Here is a 16,159-nt window from a genome sequence, read left to right as displayed (position 1 = left end):
AACGGTATATGAATTTTTCTGAAATTTTCCGGGATCAGGAAATGAAATCAAGGCGATATGTGATTCTTTTCTATTATTTTATAGTCACCACCATTTATACGGTATACCAGATTTTTTTCTTCAATACCATTATGCAGAGTAGCATCCTTTCGAAAGTAAATCTCTGGGATAATTTTCTGCTCCAGTTTGTATTGTTCTATCCTATAGTACTGGTTATGACTTTCCTGGATTATCTGCTGATCAAACTCATCAACGGGATCACGCCTATGCATACAAGTATGTACAGGCACGCTTCTTCATTATTCGTAAGTAATATTTTGCTGTGCATCCTGTTGTATTTTACATTTAATTTTATGGTTACCGAGATATTTGATGTGGGAATAAAGCAGGCTCTTTCCTATAAAACAGGCCTTATTCTCAATATCACTGCTAATCTCCCGATTCTTCTGGTTCTTGATTTATTATTTTATTTCCGGGCAGAACGTAAAGCGATTAAGATTTCCGAAAAAGCGAAGCGAAATATGCTCATATATCAGTATAATGCCCTGAGAGCACAGGTAAACCCCCATTTTCTGTTCAATTCACTGAACGTATTATCTTCTCTTATTTATGAAAATCAGGATCAGGCCAATAAATATACTAAGGCTTTATCTCAGGTGTACAGACAGGTTCTTTCGGTAAGTAAAAAACCATTAAATACTTTGAAAGAGGAGATGCATTTTTTCAGACAGTATCTGTTTTTAATGGAAATAAGATTTGAAAACGGATTCAGAATTGAAATAGAGCCTGCTGAACAATGGGAACAGCATAAACTGGTGGCCTTCAGTTTCCAGTTGCTTCTTGAAAATGCCTTTAAACATAATGTAAGTTCTGTTGCCGATCCTTTGCTTATCTATATTTCTATAGATGACAACGGAATATCTTTCCGAAACAAAATATCTTTGCGTAACGATATTACCAGAGGAGAAGGAATAGGCTTATCTTTTCTGAATACGCAATATGACCGATATCATAAAAAACTGATGATAGAAGAGAATAATGATCAGTTTATTGTAAAAATACCTTTCATAGAATGAAAAAATATTTAATTGTTGAGGATGAACGTCTGGCTTTTTCCGAACTCAAACGAATGATGGATAAACTACGTCCGGATTATACTTTACAGGGAAGAACTCAAAGCGTCTTAGAATCTGTAGAATTTTTACAGGAGAATAAGCCGGACTTTATTCTGATGGACATCAGCCTGTCAGATGGCAGTTGTTTTGAAATATTTAATCATATCAAAGTGGAAGTTCCCATCATCTTTACCACTGCCTATGATGAATATGCCATTCAGGCTTTTAAAGTCAACAGTATAGACTATCTTCTGAAGCCTATTTCTGAAGAAGATCTGGAGCGGGCATTTATAAAACTGGAAGATCTGCATTTTGATAAAGAGCAGGAAGCGATAGGTATACGTATGGTAGAATCTTCTCTGATGAAAAAGATTAAAAATCGTTTTCTTGTACATTCCAGAGAAGGGTATCTTTATGTGGAATCCAGAAATATTGCCTATTTCTACAGTGAAGAAAAAGTGGTCATGCTGCATACCTTTGATGATAAAAGGTATATTGTCAACTATACCCTGGATCAGTTAGAAAATCAGTTACCGAAAGATACATTTTTCAGGGTTTCCCGCAATTGTATTACCAATATAAAAGCTATCAATGGAGTTAAAAAAGTAGTCAACAGCCGTCTTGCCATTGAATTTGATCCTGAATGTCCTCATGAAATTATCGTAAGCAGAGTGCGTGTTCAGCATTTTCTTGAATGGCTGAATGATGATTAGGGCGTACTGGGATCCGACTGTTGGAGCCTCTTTCTGTAGTTTTTAGGTGTTGATCCCGTTTTAATTCTAAAAAGATAGGAAAAGTGAGAAAAGTTCCGGAATCCCAATTCAAAAGCAATTTCCTTAATAGACCGCTCAGAACTGTGAAGAAGATTTTTTGCTTCCAGAATACTTCTTTCCTTAATAAATTCCAGTGGTGAAACCTGATATTGTTTTCTGCAAATAACTCCAAGGTAATTAGGTGTTATACATAATTCTCTGGCATAAAACGCTACATTTTTCTGGGTTTTAAAGTTCTTATCAACCAGCATATGAAAACGAAAAGCTAAATTATCCGGAGTGTTCAGCGCTTTATTTCCATAAGCATGTTCTACCCACAAATTGATAATCAAAGCCAGCAGCCTGATCCGTGCATTAATCAGTTCGGGAAAAATGGTATCTGCAACGATTTCTTTCCTGATTGCATTAAACTCAACACTGAATCTATGATATGTTTCTTCATCGGGCTTAATCATCTCAAACCTGCTGTAGGAAGAAAAAGTATATTTGAGTGTAGGAGAAAATGTCTTTAATACAGAATCATTGATGATAAGTCTTCTTCCGGCAGTTCCGGCAGGCAAATTCCATTTATATTCTCTTTTGGGAAGATGAATGAAGAGTTGCTGAGATACCAGATCATAGGTATTAAGGCCTGTAATACAACGTCCGCTTTCACACTTGTCTAACAGGATAATCGTAAAACAGTTCTCGGGGAAAAAATTTAATGATTCAGCATTGATTTCATCCTGAAAAACAACATCTATCCCTTTATTAAAAACTTCTTCTACGGAATTTTTATTGATTAAACCTTTATCTATTACCATACAATTTCTTTTCACTCTCCATAAAGCGGTACACTAATTTATGAAAATACAATATATATTTTCTATGCACAAAGAGCATATTTTAACAGCATGCAAAGTTACGCTGTCCTTTCCTTTCAGAAATATCACAAATGGTGAAAGAACTATCATATTTTCATCCCATTTTTTCTTAATATCCAAACTCAAATTAAGAGAAAACCTTACGTACTCGTCATTATTCCAAAATATTAAAACAGAATCGGCCAATGATTAATGCTTAATTTTCAATATTGAGATTTTGGTATATCGTTAAAACAATAAGTATATTTGTATAAGGCTCTTTTGCTGTGAAAGATGTTAACAGATAAATTCGGAAGACATATCAACTATCTGAGATTGGCCGTTGTAGACCGATGTAATCTCCGCTGTACTTATTGTATGCCGGAAAACGGACTTATATGGATCAAACAGAAAGAGCTGATGACTGATGAGGAAATGCTCAGAATATGTTCTGTGTTTACCGAATTGGGGGTTGATAAAATAAGAATAACCGGAGGGGAACCTTTTGTAAGGAAGAACTGTATCGGACTTATCAAAAAAATCTCACAACTCAACGGGCTTAATGGTCTGAGTCTAACAACCAACGGACTTCTTACCGAACAATATATCCCACAGCTTAAAGAGTATGGAATACAATCTGTCAATCTGAGCCTTGATACCCTGAATGAAGAGCGTTTCTTCAGAATCACCCGCCGGAAAAGCTTTGATAAAGTAATGAAAACACTGGATGCTCTGTTAAAACATCACATCAGAGTAAAAATCAATACCGTGGTAATGGAAGGCCGGAATATGGAGGACATTATTCCTTTAGCTGAGCTGGCCAGAAATCTTCCCATAGATGTGCGCTTTATTGAAGAAATGCCTTTTAACGGCAATGATCACGCAGCAATATCCCTGCAATGGAACCATCTGCAGATTCTCCACCACCTCAAAAACCATTTTCCAGAGCTGCGGAAGACTGAAGATCCGAAAAGTTCTACCTCCTATAATTATAAAATTCCCGGATTTACCGGAGATATCGGAATCATAGCCGCCTATACCCGATCATTTTGTGGTGACTGCAACAGAATCCGCATTACACCTTCCGGTTTATTGCGAACCTGTTTATATGAAAATGGTGGTATCAATTTAAAAGACGAGATGAGATCGGGGAAAACCAATGAAGAACTCAAAAATATAATTATCAACAGTATACATAAAAAGCCAAAAGATGGATGGGAAGCTGAAAAATTAAATGCGGATGCTTCGGAAATCCACCAGTCTATGGCTACAATCGGAGGATAACTATGGAAATGATTACCGTACAACAGGCAGAAGATATTATACTTTCTCAGGTACAAGACTTTGGGAAAGAAGATATTTCTTATCACGAAGCATTGGGAAGAGTACTTGCAGAAGATCTTACTGCAGACCGGGATCTGCCTCCTTTTAACCGCCCCACTGTAGATGGGATTGCCATCAGTTATGAAGCCATCAGTAAAGACAGACATTCCTTCACTATTAAAGCCGTGCAACCTGCGGGAGAGCCCTCGATACCTATTGATTCAGAGGATGAATGCGTTGAAATAATGACAGGAGCCGCTTTGGATCCTTCCGTAGATACGGTGATACGGTATGAAGATATTTCAATAAACAACGGGATAGCGACCATTAATACAGACGTTAAAAAGGGACAAAATATCCATCTGCAAGGAAGGGATAAAAAAGAAGGTGAAATTCTGGTAAAAGCTGATGAGGTCATTACCTCTGCTATTATCGGAATTGCTTCTTCTATTGGAAAGACTTCTGTATCGGTAAAAAAACTACCTAATATTCTTATTGTTTCCACCGGAGATGAAATGGTAAGTGCAGAATCTGTTCCCAGTCCGTTTCAACTAAGACGTTCTAATGGAATTACATTACAATCGGCATTGGAAAAATATAAAATTAAAGCAGATTTTCTTCACCTTAACGATGATTACGAAGAGATTAAAAAAGAACTATCCCGTTGCATTAATCAATACGATGTCCTTCTCATGAGTGGTGGCGTATCCATGGGAAAGTTTGATTATCTCCCTCAGGTTTGCGAAGAACTGGGAATAGAAAAGCTTTTTCACAAAATACAGCAAAGACCCGGAAAACCTTTTTGGTTCGGTAAAAATAAATACCGGAAACTTGTCTTTGCGTTTCCCGGGAATCCTGTTTCCGTTCTGATGTGCTTTCACCGTTATTTTATTCCCTGGCTGGAAAGATCACTGAAAATGAATGAAAATCCTTATCAGTTTGCTGTTTTACAAAATGATATTGAATTTCCTTTTTCGCTTCAGTACTTTTCACAGGTAAAGCTTAACGTCAATCATCTCGGACAACTCACTGCCGAATCTGTCAATACAAACGGTTCGGGAGATTTTTCTCATCTTGCCGAAACTCATGCCTTTATGGAACTTCCCCTGGAACAGAAAATTTTCCGAAAGGGAGAGGTTTATAAAATCTGGAGATATACTTATTAAAAACACAACGAAACAAATATGTCAGAATTTACCCATCTTAATCAAAACGGCCAGCCGGCCATTGTAGATATAAGTGACAAAAAAGTGACCCACAGAAAAGCTGTTGCACAAGCGGTTATTACATTGCCTCTTCCCGTTCTGAAAGCATTACAGCAAGGAGATTTTAAAACAAAAAAAGGATCTGTTTTCCAAATAGCTGTTATTGCCGGAATTATGGGCGCAAAAAAAACGAGTGAGCTTATCCCGCTTTGTCATCCCATAGGACTAGACAACTGCTATGTACAGATTGAGCTTAATGAGCATCATGAAATCGTAATCGAATGTACGGCAAGCATAGAAGCGAAAACCGGAGTGGAAATGGAAGCACTTACAGGTGCTTCTGTTGCTGCATTAACGATTTATGATATGTGCAAAGCACTAAGCCATGATATCGTTATTAAAGAAATAAAATTAATCGAAAAAACCGGTGGAAAAAATGACTTCTCCAGAATATAATAACATCCCAATAATCAATGGTCTTGTTCTCGCAGGAGGAAAAAGCCGAAGAATGGGGAGTGATAAAGATCTTCTTAACTGGCATGGAAAAGAACAACGTTATTTTGCGGCTGATCTTCTTGCTCCGTTTTGTAATGAAGTGTTTATTTCTTGCAGGCAGGATCAGTTGGAAAATTTTGATTATTCATATCATGCGCTTACCGATACTTTTCTGAATATGGGGCCTTTTGGCGGAATTCTCTCTGCGTTAAGAGCTCAAAGGGATAAAGCATGGCTTGTGGCAGCTTGTGATCTTCCTTTACTGGATCATCGGTCACTGGACTATTTAATACGGTCGAGAGATCCTGAAAAAGCAGCTACAACTTACGAAAGTCCGTTTGATGGGTTTCCGGAACCTCTGATTACTATTTGGGAGCCTAAGAGCTATCCATTGCTTCTCCATTTTCTGGGAGTAGGAAATACATGTCCCAGAAAAGTGTTGATCAATAGTGATACCCTCATTTTAAAACCTGATAATCCGGAGGCCTTAATGAATGTCAATACTCCTGAGGATGCAGTAAAAGCAAAGGAAATTCTGAATAAGCAGGCAATGCATAAATAAAATATTTTGAACCCCGAAAGGAAATAATGATAACAATGAGTGATTCGTTTGAACGTTACCGCTGCCAGATCGCTTTACCAGGATTTGGAACTTCATCTCAGGAACGGCTCGCCAATGCCAGAGTTCTCATTGTAGGTATGGGAGGCCTTGGCTGTCCCACCGCTCAGTATCTCACATCTTCAGGAGTCGGAACCATCGGTATTGCAGATGATGATATTGTTTCTTTAAGCAACCTGCACCGTCAGATTCTTTATACGCCTGAAGATATCGGATTATTTAAAGTGGAAGTGGCCGCAAAAAAATTACAGCGGCAAAATCCCTCTGTTTCTGTTATTCCTTACCGTATCAGGATTTCTTCCTCTAATGTTACGGATCTGATTTCAGAATTTGACCTCATTATTGAAGGAACAGATAATTTTGAAACCAAATGCCTTTTGAATGATGCCTGTGTATTAGCCGGAAAGCCTTTGGTATATGGTGCTATTTATCAGCACGAAGGACAGGTAAGTATATGGAATGTTTTACAAAAGGACGGCACTTATTCTCCTAATTATCGGGATGTTTTTCCGGATGCCGAGGAATCCCAGGTTCCGAACTGCAGAGAAGGCGGAGTTATTCCTACACTGGCAGGAATTGTCGGGAATATGCAGGCTAATGAAGCTATAAAATACCTCACGCATTCGGAAGATATTTTAGCAGGAAAATTATGGATGATGAATGTCCTGAATGGAAGAACACAAATCATTAAGCTTAAAAAAACATCAGTCCGGATTATCGATTTACCACAGACTGTTCCTGTCATTACCCTGGAACAGTGGAAGCAGGATCAGGATGATTTTGAAATAATAGATGTCCGTTCAGAGCTGGAACATTCTCAATTCAATATCGGTGGCAGAAATATTCCTCTCGATGAGCTGCATCATCATGTACACCTCATTTCTGCAATATCTAAATCTATTCTCATCTACTGTCAATCCGGAAAACGCAGTGGGGAGGCCGTTAAAAAAATCAAAGAAGCTTTTCCTAAGAAAAAGGTTTTTTCTTTAAAGGGCGGAATCAGTAAAATACAGCTGTAACTAGATCTTTGTAAGGGCAGATTCTTTGTGGGCCGCAATATGGTCGGATTTATTACTCCTGATCTCGTACTGAGGACTTTCTTCACTGGCATGATGAGTATACCCTTTATAATCAAAATCTTTCATATGGATTTTAATGATCGTTCCTGAAACTCTTCCCCCTTCGGAATTCCAGCTAACCTGATCTCCTATTTTGAATTTGGTTTTCATAAGCTTTGATCTGATTAAGTGATGTAAACAATGATCCTATTCATCAAAAAGACTTTCATCAGAATAAAAAACCTGTCCGTTTCTTACCCTCGCCGGTGAAGTAAAGGAATGTTCTTCCGCTTTTCCGATATTCATAATATGTTCCACCTTCCAGCCTCTCGCTTTGAGGTAATCGGAAACCATAGACCTGTGACAGCTCCACCATACTGCTTCTGAGCACATAAAAGCAGTTGTTTTTTCCATGGCAATATGCTCAAGTTTCTCAATAGCCGCTACAAATACTGAAGTCTGCATATAATCGGCATATCCCCGGAAAGACTCATTCCTCCATCTGTTGTTCACCGAACCGGGCTGTACCTTTCTCCGCCCTCCCAGATCTTCAAAATGGATATATTCTATGTGATTTTCAGGTAATATTTTCTCCAGATTATCTTTACTGAACCATGGATACCTTTTTGATCCCGGATATCTCCGGATATCTGCCAGTATTTTAATATCAAATGAATTCAGCATCTCAAGAAAATAATCCAGAGAATGCACGGAGTGTCCCACCGTATACATCACAGGTTTTTCCGAATTTCCCATGTATTCGTCGTTTAATATATCAGTCAATGATATTTTGTACTGTTTTTGGAGAAATCACAATCTCTTCTCCGGACATCTCATGAATGGTTTCATCAATCATGACGGACATCGTATTTAATGCAAGATCGTTGGCTTCCGTACCAAATGGTTCTTCAATTTCATCTGCTATAGCTTCGAAGGCTACAAAGGTATATGCTACAAATACCACGATAAGAGGAGTAAACCATCTTAGCGAATCTACCAGTCCAAAAGGTAAAAGAAAACAGTAAATATAAACCGTACGATGCAATAAAACCCTGTAGCTGTAAGGAATTGGTGTGGAAACTATCCGTTCACAACCTCCTACGATATCAGAAAGTTTATCAAAATTCTCATCAAAACGTGCCTGCTGAATAGAATCTATACCACCATCCTCTTTTAATTGTTGTACCCATTCTCCTAATAAACGCAGGATAACAGCAGGTTTATATTTTGAGAAAGCAACTATTTTAAACTGATCTTCATTCAATCTGGTTTTTAAATCCTCAGAGGCATCCGTTCCTCTAAGCTGATGTTTTAAAGCAAAAATAAAAGCACCCACCAGCCCGATAAATTCAGGAACAGAAACATTTGTATTCATATTTTTAAGTGTTAAAGCCTGCCGGGTCAATGACCGTGCTGTATTTAATAAAGCACCCCATAATTTCCGCCCTTCCCAGAATCTTTCATAGCTTGCATTATTTCTAAAACCTAAAAATAAGGCCAGTACAAAGCCAAATAAAGTTAATGGTGCAGGGTTAAGCGGAACTTTAAATGAAAAGATCACTCCGCGCAGATACACTACTCCTACCGATAAAATAAAAAGTAAAAAAAGACGTGGCAGCAACCCCGGTAATACAGAGCCGTGCCATACAAAAAGCATTTTAAACCAATGTTCCTTCTTCCTTATAATCATAATGTGTTTTTGTAAAGTCTTTCCTAAAGTTATTTTTTAATCTGTCCTATTATCAAAGATTCCAGCTGGTAAGAACTTCGGGCCGGTTTCTTTTCTCCTTCCGCAATAAGACGAAGCGGACCTCTTGATTCGGGTAAAGGTTTTCCGTCTACCATATCTGCTACAATGACATTTTTATCTGCAACAGAAGCATCAAGTTCGGCCAGTGAAAATAATACCTGATACCCGTCGGTACATCTGGCAAGCAGATATTTTGATAAGTTTTCACCATGAAGCTCTTTACCGGAAGGAACTCCTGCTTTGGCAAGAATATCCTGTAATGACACACCTTTGTATAGGTGAATGCTTCCGTCTTTATCTTTCAATGAAGCTTCTTTTCTGGGCATTTTTGATAAATCGGTCAGAGTCATTTCCAATGGTTTTGAAACGTCTCCACTCACTTTAAGTGTAAATCCGGACTGGCAAAATACCCATCCTGAAAATAAAAACAACGCTAAAGGCAATATTTTTTTCATATATAACACGATAATTTATGGTCTTTGAACAGCTCCCTGATAAAGCATCTGATCTACTTTCTTATACACTTCCGGATCGTGTTTTTTTATTTTAATTTTCACATACTTGGAAGCCGGCATATTACTTTCCTTCACCACATTGTTTACAGAGATCAGCACATTGGTTTCAGGAAAATAAGTTACTGTATTTTTTTCAGGAATCTGGTAAGAAACAATGATAAATAAAGGAGCCACCCTTTCAATCCCGTCATCGTAATTATAAAGATCTACCCTGTCTCCGGCCTTAAATCCGGCCTTATCAATATCTTTCTGATTCATAAAGATCACCCGACGTTCGTTTTTAATCCCACGATAGCGGTCGTCCAATCCATAAATCGTTGTATTAAACTGGTCATGGGTACGTGTGGTTGCCATCATATACTCATCAGGAGCAAGGCTGTTATCCGGAATTTCCGTTAATGTAAACGGAGCGCGCCCACCGAATTCTTTCGAAAATACCTGTTCATCTCTTGCGGCATTGGGAAGATAAAATCCGCCTTTTTCTCTTACACGGACATTATAATCTTTAAATCCGGGAATACATTGTTCAATATCATCTCTCACGGCATCATAACTGTCATGATACCGCTGCCAGTTTACTACAGATTTGTTTCCTAAAGTAGCCATAGCCATGCGGCATACGATCTGGGTTTCATTGATGAGGTTATCCGATACGGCGTCCAGCATTCCCTTTGAGCTCTGCACAACCCCCATTGAATTTTCTGTACTTACGATCTGTACTTCTCCGTTTACGATATCTTTATCACTTCGTCCATAAGTAGGCAGGATTAATGCTTCTTTCCCATGTACGAGATGTCCTCTGTTTAGTTTTGTGGAAACACATACCAGCAGATTGAGCTTTCTCAGGGCATGTGCCGTATAAGTAGTGTCCGGTGTTGCAGAAAGGAAATTTCCGCCCATACAAAACATCATTTTCACTTTTTCCTCATGAATTGCTTTTATAGTACGTACTACGTCTAAGCCATGTTTACGGGGGACTTTAAAACCATAGAAATTTTCAAGACGATCAAGCTGTTCATCAGTAGGTTTTTCATCAATCATCATCGTTCTGTTTCCCTGTACATTGCTATGGCCCCGTACAGGGCAAACCCCTGATCCCGGTTTACCTATACTTCCTTTAAGCAAAAGAATATTAAGTATTTCCCGAATCATATCCACTCCGTTAGGCTGTTGTGTAAGCCCCATTCCCCAGCTTATGATAATCCGTTTTTTAAAAGCGATCATTTCTGCTGCTTTATAAAGCATGTCTTTGGAAACACCTGAAAGTTCAGCTAATTCTTCTAACCTATACGCATCAAATTGTTTCAGGAAATCTTCATATCCTACCGTTTTATCTCTGATAAAGCTTTCGTCAAAAACTTTCCCGGGATTTTGCTTTTCAAATTCTATTAAAAGAAGTTCAAGTGCTTTTAAGAGCGCCATATCTCCATTGATCTTTACCGGTAAATAAAGATCTGCAAGCTGTACACCTCCGGTCAGGATGGCTTTTACATTCTGTGGATTAATAAATCCCATTAAACCGGCTTCCGGCAACGGATTAACGGCAATGATCTTAGCTCCGTTTTTCTTTCCTTTTGCCAAAGCACTCATCATCCTGGGAGCGTTGGTTCCCGGATTCTGACCTATAATGATAATCACTTCGGCATCATAAAAATCTTCCAGAGTTACCGTACCTTTTCCGATTCCTATGGTAGGCCGCAATGCGGATCCCGAAGTCTCGTGGCACATATTGGAACAGTCCGGCATATTATTGGTCCCAAATTCTTTGGCAAATAACTGATACACAAAAGAGGCTTCATTACTTGTACGTCCGGAAGTATAAAATGCTGCCTGATCCGGAGTTTCCAGGGCATTGAAATGTTCTGCTATTTTTTTAAAGGCATTATCCCAACTGACAGGTTCATAATGAGTGGCTCCCGGAGCAAGATACATGGGATCAGTAAGTCGTCCCATTTTTCCAATCTGATAATCATCCAGTTTCGCCAGATCATATACTGAATGCTGTCTGAAAAATTCCGGAGTTACCCTTTTTGTCGTTGCTTCTTCGGCAAGAGCTTTTGCTCCGTTTTCACAGTATTCTCCAAGAACTGAACGTTCATCATCGGGATCAGGCCATGCGCAACTCGGACAGTCAAAGCCTCCCATCTGATTCATTTTAAACAGGGCTCTCATTCCCCGGACAGGTGCTTTTTCTTCAAACAAATCACTAAAAGCGGCCATTACAGCCGGTACTCCCGCTGCTGCTTTTTCAACATGGGTCAGCTTAAGATCAAGTAATGTAAAAGGATTCTCAGCACTGGGTTCTTTGCTGATTTCATTTTCTACTTTCTTTTTGTTATTTTCTTCCATACCCGTTTATTTTGTAAAGTGATCAACATTTCATATTGGGATTAGGATAGTTATCGCTTTGGTCTTCTATCGTATTGTCTATACATACGAAGTCTTTTTCTACCAATAGCTTTACCATCCCTACCTCTCCGCTGAAACCGACAGTATCTGTAGATACCAGTTCTTGTACCATGGCTTCAGGTATTTTCATGACGATTCTATTTTCAATAAATACGGCAGATAAAACTTCATCTTTTGTTTTTTCGATGAGGTACACAAATGGTCTGTCCACAAACTGAGTCACACTGGAAACCATACCGTCTCTGCTTAATTCCGATACTTCTGGCTGAGTCAGCCGGAATCGTATTGAGTTATCTTTTATTCTAATTTTCATAGGTTTATTTTTTTGCCACTTAGATTTTCATTCGTGTATCCGTGGCTAATTTTTTATTATTTAAATTATCTGATTTTGCCACGAATACACGAATTTATTGTCTATGGATTCATTACATATCATACTACTATTCGTTTATAATTCAATTTTAACTCTCCAAAATTCACTATCAATGTGAATCTAACTGACCAGAATTGATTATTTTTTTATAATACGATGAGCACTGCTTTCATTATAAATATTAAACCGGTTATCCCGTAGAAATCCCAGCAGACTCATATCAAATTCTTTGGCAAGATCTACTGCTAAACTGGAAGGTGCCCCTATTGCTGCAACAATAGAAATACCTGCCATCGCAGCTTTCTGAATCAGTTCAAAACTGGCACGACCGCTTAAAACTAAGATATTATTTTTTAAAGGAAGCTGCCCTGTACACAAAGCGTGGCCTATCAGTTTATCCAATGCATTATGCCGTCCTACATCTTCACGCAAGGCAAGTAAGTTTCCATGCCCATCAAAAATTCCTGAAGCATGAATCCCGCCCGTGGCACTAAAATTATCCTGAAAAGACTGCAGATTTCCTGACAACCTGTACAGAATTTCCAGCGTTATATTTTGCTGTTCTTTTTTTTCATTCTTAAAAGTACTTACCGTTTTGATAGATTCTATAGAACCTTTCCCACAGACTCCGCAACTGGATGTTGTATAGAAGTTCCTGTCAGCATTCATCAGCTGAGGGATAAAGTCTTCTATTAATTCTACTTCAATACTATTGTCCCGGTTTCTGGAGCATTCTGCTTCGGGATTTTGTATGTTTTTGATCTGATGGTATCCTGAAATTATTCCTTCCGTAAACAGAAAACCGGTTGCGAGTTCCGCATCATTACCGGGAGTTCTCATAGTTACTGATATATTTCTGATTTCTCTCCGTTTTTGATTACCATAGGAAATCCTGATTTCCAGAGGTTCTTCTACAGAAATATCATCGGTATAAGAAAAGCTATCGTTGCCTTTTACTTTGATAATATCTATCTGCCGGACAGATTTATTTTCTAATATACTGGTTTTCATATCTGAATAATCTGGTATAGTAAATATACGAAATTTCACACCTCAAATTACGGATGGGCAGAAACCCATTCTTCTCCGTCTTCAAAAATTTCTTTTTTCCATATGGGAGCTGTTTGTTTAATGGTATCAATAATATAACGGCAGGCATCAAAAACAGCATCTCTGTGTCCGTCACTTACCACTATTATTACGGCTGCATCGCCCGGAAATAAAATACCGGTACGATGATGAACGACTACATTACGTGCAGAAAACTGAAAAACAGCCTGTTCAGCAACCTTTCTGATTTCCTTTACAGCCATAGACTGGTAACATTCGTATTCCAGACGGATTACAGATTTATTTTTTGTAATATTCCGGACTGTTCCTATGAATGTTGCAATACCTCCACTATTCAGATCTTGTGCTATTGCGAGGCATTCGGTACTATTTAATTCATTTTCTGTGATTCTGATATCAATCATTTACTTATTTTTTACTCCAAAACAGATAGACTTTGAATGTTTTTTACTTTTATCCGCCGCTTACAGGAGGGATGATGGCTATTTCATGGGTATTGAACACAACCTGATGGTCTTCTGCATATTCTTCGTTCAATGCAATAAAATAGGATTTTAGCTTTTTCAATTCCGGAAAGTCCTCTTCCAGTATTTTTTTTAATTGCCCTACAGTCAGGCCCTCAATGACTTCCATTTCTTTTTCAGATGTTCCGAAAATATCTTTCGTAATCCCAAAAGCCAATATTTTAAGTTTCATTTTTATTCTTTATCTAGATTTACCAATATTTTATTAAAACATTTACACCTGCCACAAGAACAAGAATAGCTGTCATTCTTTTTATGATGAGAGGATTCCATTTCAGGGACATTCTGGAACCGATCTGTCCGCCAATAAAAACGGCAAGACATAAACTCAGAATTCTGAAATAATCCATATCTACTGATAGTTTTGATAGTTGCCCGAAAATACCGGACACGGAATTGACCAGGATAAAAACGCTGGAAGTGGCTGCTATTTTTCTTGGAGTATCCCATTTCATCAGATTAAGCAAAGGTGAGAGAAAAATTCCGCCGCCGATTCCCACTAATCCGGATAAAAAACCGATTCCCCCTCCTAAGAAGCTATTTCCGGCTAAAGAAAATCCGGAATCCGGTGCTGTTTTTCCATCATTCTTTGTTTCTGTTTTGATCCATAGCAATACGGCAGCAATGATAAGGGTAATTCCTAAAATCAGAAAAAAAGTTTCCTGACTTATTTTAAGTATAGCTCCTGCATAAGCCATGGGAACACTTACAAGGGTAATGGGGACTACTTTTTTCCAGTCGATCTGGCTATTTTTAATATAAATATAGACGCCTCCCATCACTACAATAACATTGCAGATCAATGCTGTTAACCGGATTTCCTGATAAGGCAGATTATACATCGCCAATACGGCAAGATAACTGGACCCGCCTCCAAATCCTACTGATGAATACACGAAAGCAATGATTAAAAAAAAGAGAAAAATCTCCCAGTGTCCCATATTATTTTGTTGAAGGTTTATTCTATACAATAATACTCATTATTATAGTTTGTTTAGTAAAATAGAATATAAAAGTCATACAGTGGTTTGTGAAAAAAATGTCATCAATTGTGTATCTCAAGAATAAAATAGTGAGGTACCGGTATCATTTTATTATATTTGATTCATTAGAAATAATAAAAAATGCCAACAGACAAAACACAAAAAAACATGCATTCTCAAAATGTTACAGACTATCCTAACAACAATACTTATTTTCTGGTTTGGAATTTTAAACAGAATGCAGATCCTGCACAGATCAAATCAGTATTTCAGAGAATGTGTTCTTTAATCATCAATCTTAACAATTCTGCTCTTGACCGGTTTCCGGATTCCAAAGCAAGCTGTGTAATGGGTATCGGGTATGAAGCATGGCTTCAGCTGGAACTTCCGACGCCGCTACCCAGGGAGTTTAAAAAGTTTGAAGAAATCAAAGGTAATAAGCACACTGCTGTGAGCACCAGAGGGGATCTTCATTTTCACATTCGTGCCGATGAAAAGAGTTTTGCCTATGACATGGCTGCAACTATTTCTGATTTTATGAAAGATGTTGCAGACTGTATTGTTGAGGTTCAGGGCTTCCGTTATTGGGACAGCAGATCGATTTTGGGGTTTGTAGACGGAACTGAAAACCCTCATGGTGAAGATCGTGATTATTTTGCTGTTATCGGAGAGTCAGATCCTCAGTATGAAGGGGGAAGTTATCTTTTTGTTCAGAAATATATCCATAATATGAATGCCTGGAAATCGCTATCTGTTGAACAGCAGGAACAAGTGATTGGCAGGTCAAAAGAACAGGATATTGAAATGGATGATGACGTCAAACCTAAAAATTCTCATATCGCGTTAGCCAATGTAGGTGACGATTTTAAAGTAGTCAGAGATAATATGCCTTTTGGCAATGTATCTACCAATGAAATGGGCACTTATTTTATCTGCTACGCCAGCACATTCAGTACCGTAGAAAAAATGCTGACCAATATGTTTATTGGAGATCCACCTGGAAATTATGACCGAATTCTGGATTTCAGTACCGCAAAGACCGGAACCTTATTTTTCGTTCCTTCTGCCGATATGCTGGATGATCTTTCTTCTTAAATCTGAAAA

The 16,159-nt window shown here is 38.2% G+C and carries 19 protein-coding genes; 8 read left to right on the top strand and 11 right to left on the bottom strand.

Annotated features, from left to right (window positions below):
- Positions 1-8: 8 nt before the first annotated feature.
- Complete coding sequence (locus JO178_RS14490; protein WP_291937335.1) at positions 9-1,076, top strand: histidine kinase; 1,068 nt, start codon at positions 9-11, stop codon at positions 1,074-1,076.
- Complete coding sequence (locus JO178_RS14485; protein WP_291937331.1) at positions 1,073-1,828, top strand: LytTR family DNA-binding domain-containing protein; 756 nt, start codon at positions 1,073-1,075, stop codon at positions 1,826-1,828. Before JO178_RS14490 ends, JO178_RS14485 begins: the two co-directional genes overlap by 4 nt.
- On the opposite strand, the gene JO178_RS14480 is transcribed toward JO178_RS14485, so the two are convergent.
- A complete protein-coding gene (locus tag JO178_RS14480; protein WP_291937328.1) occupies positions 1,825-2,691 on the bottom strand; it encodes a helix-turn-helix domain-containing protein in 867 nt (288 codons plus the stop codon). The two genes, JO178_RS14485 and JO178_RS14480, sit on opposite strands and share 4 nt — an antisense overlap.
- Positions 2,692-3,024: 333 nt before the next feature.
- Between JO178_RS14480 and moaA the strand changes: the two genes are divergently transcribed.
- Genes moaA through JO178_RS14455 form a run of 5 tightly spaced genes read left to right on the top strand, consistent with a single transcriptional unit; the run spans position 3,025 to position 7,391 of the window.
- Entirely contained in the window at positions 3,025-4,014 is a 990-nt protein-coding gene (gene moaA / locus JO178_RS14475; protein ID WP_291937325.1) for a GTP 3',8-cyclase MoaA, read from the top strand.
- A 2-nt stretch (positions 4,015-4,016) separates the two neighbouring features.
- Positions 4,017-5,219, top strand: coding sequence for a molybdopterin molybdotransferase MoeA (locus JO178_RS14470; RefSeq protein WP_291937323.1), 1,203 nt, complete (start codon positions 4,017-4,019; stop codon positions 5,217-5,219).
- An 18-nt stretch (positions 5,220-5,237) separates the two neighbouring features.
- Entirely contained in the window at positions 5,238-5,714 is a 477-nt protein-coding gene (gene moaC / locus JO178_RS14465) for a cyclic pyranopterin monophosphate synthase MoaC (protein WP_291937320.1), read from the top strand.
- Positions 5,695-6,315, top strand: a complete 621-nt coding sequence (locus JO178_RS14460; protein ID WP_291937317.1) for an NTP transferase domain-containing protein — start codon at positions 5,695-5,697, stop codon at positions 6,313-6,315. Before moaC ends, JO178_RS14460 begins: the two co-directional genes overlap by 20 nt.
- A 35-nt stretch (positions 6,316-6,350) precedes the next feature.
- The gene (locus JO178_RS14455; RefSeq protein WP_291937314.1) at positions 6,351-7,391 is read left to right on the top strand and encodes a HesA/MoeB/ThiF family protein; all 1,041 of its coding nucleotides are present in this window, start codon (positions 6,351-6,353) and stop codon (positions 7,389-7,391) included.
- Here JO178_RS14455 and JO178_RS14450 read toward each other — a convergent pair whose 3' ends face one another.
- The 10 genes from JO178_RS14450 to JO178_RS14405 all read right to left on the bottom strand — a co-directional run bounded on the left by JO178_RS14450 (position 7,392) and on the right by JO178_RS14405 (position 15,013).
- Positions 7,392-7,601, bottom strand: coding sequence for a DUF2945 domain-containing protein (locus JO178_RS14450; RefSeq protein ID WP_291937312.1), 210 nt, complete (start codon positions 7,599-7,601; stop codon positions 7,392-7,394). It abuts the gene before it with no gap.
- A gap of 36 nt (positions 7,602-7,637) precedes the next feature.
- Positions 7,638-8,186: a DUF488 domain-containing protein gene (locus tag JO178_RS14445; RefSeq protein WP_291937309.1), complete on the bottom strand. Its 549-nt coding sequence runs from the start codon at positions 8,184-8,186 to the stop codon at positions 7,638-7,640.
- Positions 8,187-8,205: 19 nt separating this feature from the next.
- Entirely contained in the window at positions 8,206-9,120 is a 915-nt protein-coding gene (locus tag JO178_RS14440) for a bestrophin family ion channel (RefSeq protein ID WP_291937306.1), read from the bottom strand.
- 29 nt (positions 9,121-9,149) lie between these two features.
- A complete protein-coding gene (locus JO178_RS14435; RefSeq protein ID WP_291937303.1) occupies positions 9,150-9,635 on the bottom strand; it encodes a molybdopterin-dependent oxidoreductase in 486 nt (161 codons plus the stop codon).
- A gap of 15 nt (positions 9,636-9,650) precedes the next feature.
- Entirely contained in the window at positions 9,651-12,044 is a 2,394-nt protein-coding gene (locus JO178_RS14430; RefSeq protein ID WP_291937300.1) for an FdhF/YdeP family oxidoreductase, read from the bottom strand.
- A 22-nt stretch (positions 12,045-12,066) separates the two neighbouring features.
- A complete protein-coding gene (locus JO178_RS14425) occupies positions 12,067-12,417 on the bottom strand; it encodes a hypothetical protein (protein ID WP_291937297.1) in 351 nt (116 codons plus the stop codon).
- Positions 12,418-12,615: 198 nt separating this feature from the next.
- A complete protein-coding gene (gene fdhD, locus JO178_RS14420) occupies positions 12,616-13,488 on the bottom strand; it encodes a formate dehydrogenase accessory sulfurtransferase FdhD (RefSeq protein WP_291937294.1) in 873 nt (290 codons plus the stop codon).
- A 47-nt stretch (positions 13,489-13,535) separates the two neighbouring features.
- Positions 13,536-13,952: a molybdenum cofactor biosynthesis protein MoaE gene (locus JO178_RS14415; protein WP_291937292.1), complete on the bottom strand. Its 417-nt coding sequence runs from the start codon at positions 13,950-13,952 to the stop codon at positions 13,536-13,538.
- 49 nt (positions 13,953-14,001) lie between these two features.
- Positions 14,002-14,244, bottom strand: a complete 243-nt coding sequence (locus JO178_RS14410) for a MoaD/ThiS family protein (protein ID WP_291937289.1) — start codon at positions 14,242-14,244, stop codon at positions 14,002-14,004.
- Between the two features lie 19 nt (positions 14,245-14,263).
- On the bottom strand, positions 14,264-15,013 hold the full coding sequence (locus JO178_RS14405; RefSeq protein ID WP_291937285.1) for a sulfite exporter TauE/SafE family protein: 750 nt from the start codon (positions 15,011-15,013) through the stop codon (positions 14,264-14,266).
- A gap of 210 nt (positions 15,014-15,223) precedes the next feature.
- Here JO178_RS14405 and JO178_RS14400 point away from each other — a divergent pair, with 210 nt between their 5' ends.
- Positions 15,224-16,150, top strand: a complete 927-nt coding sequence (locus tag JO178_RS14400) for a Dyp-type peroxidase (RefSeq protein WP_291937282.1) — start codon at positions 15,224-15,226, stop codon at positions 16,148-16,150.
- Positions 16,151-16,159 lie beyond the last annotated feature (9 nt).

Source organism: Chryseobacterium sp. (assembly GCF_019236175.1).
In the GTDB taxonomy this organism is placed as follows: domain Bacteria; phylum Bacteroidota; class Bacteroidia; order Flavobacteriales; family Weeksellaceae; genus Chryseobacterium.
Note: the sequence above shows the minus strand (reverse complement) of the source record. Positions and strands in the feature narration are given on the sequence as shown.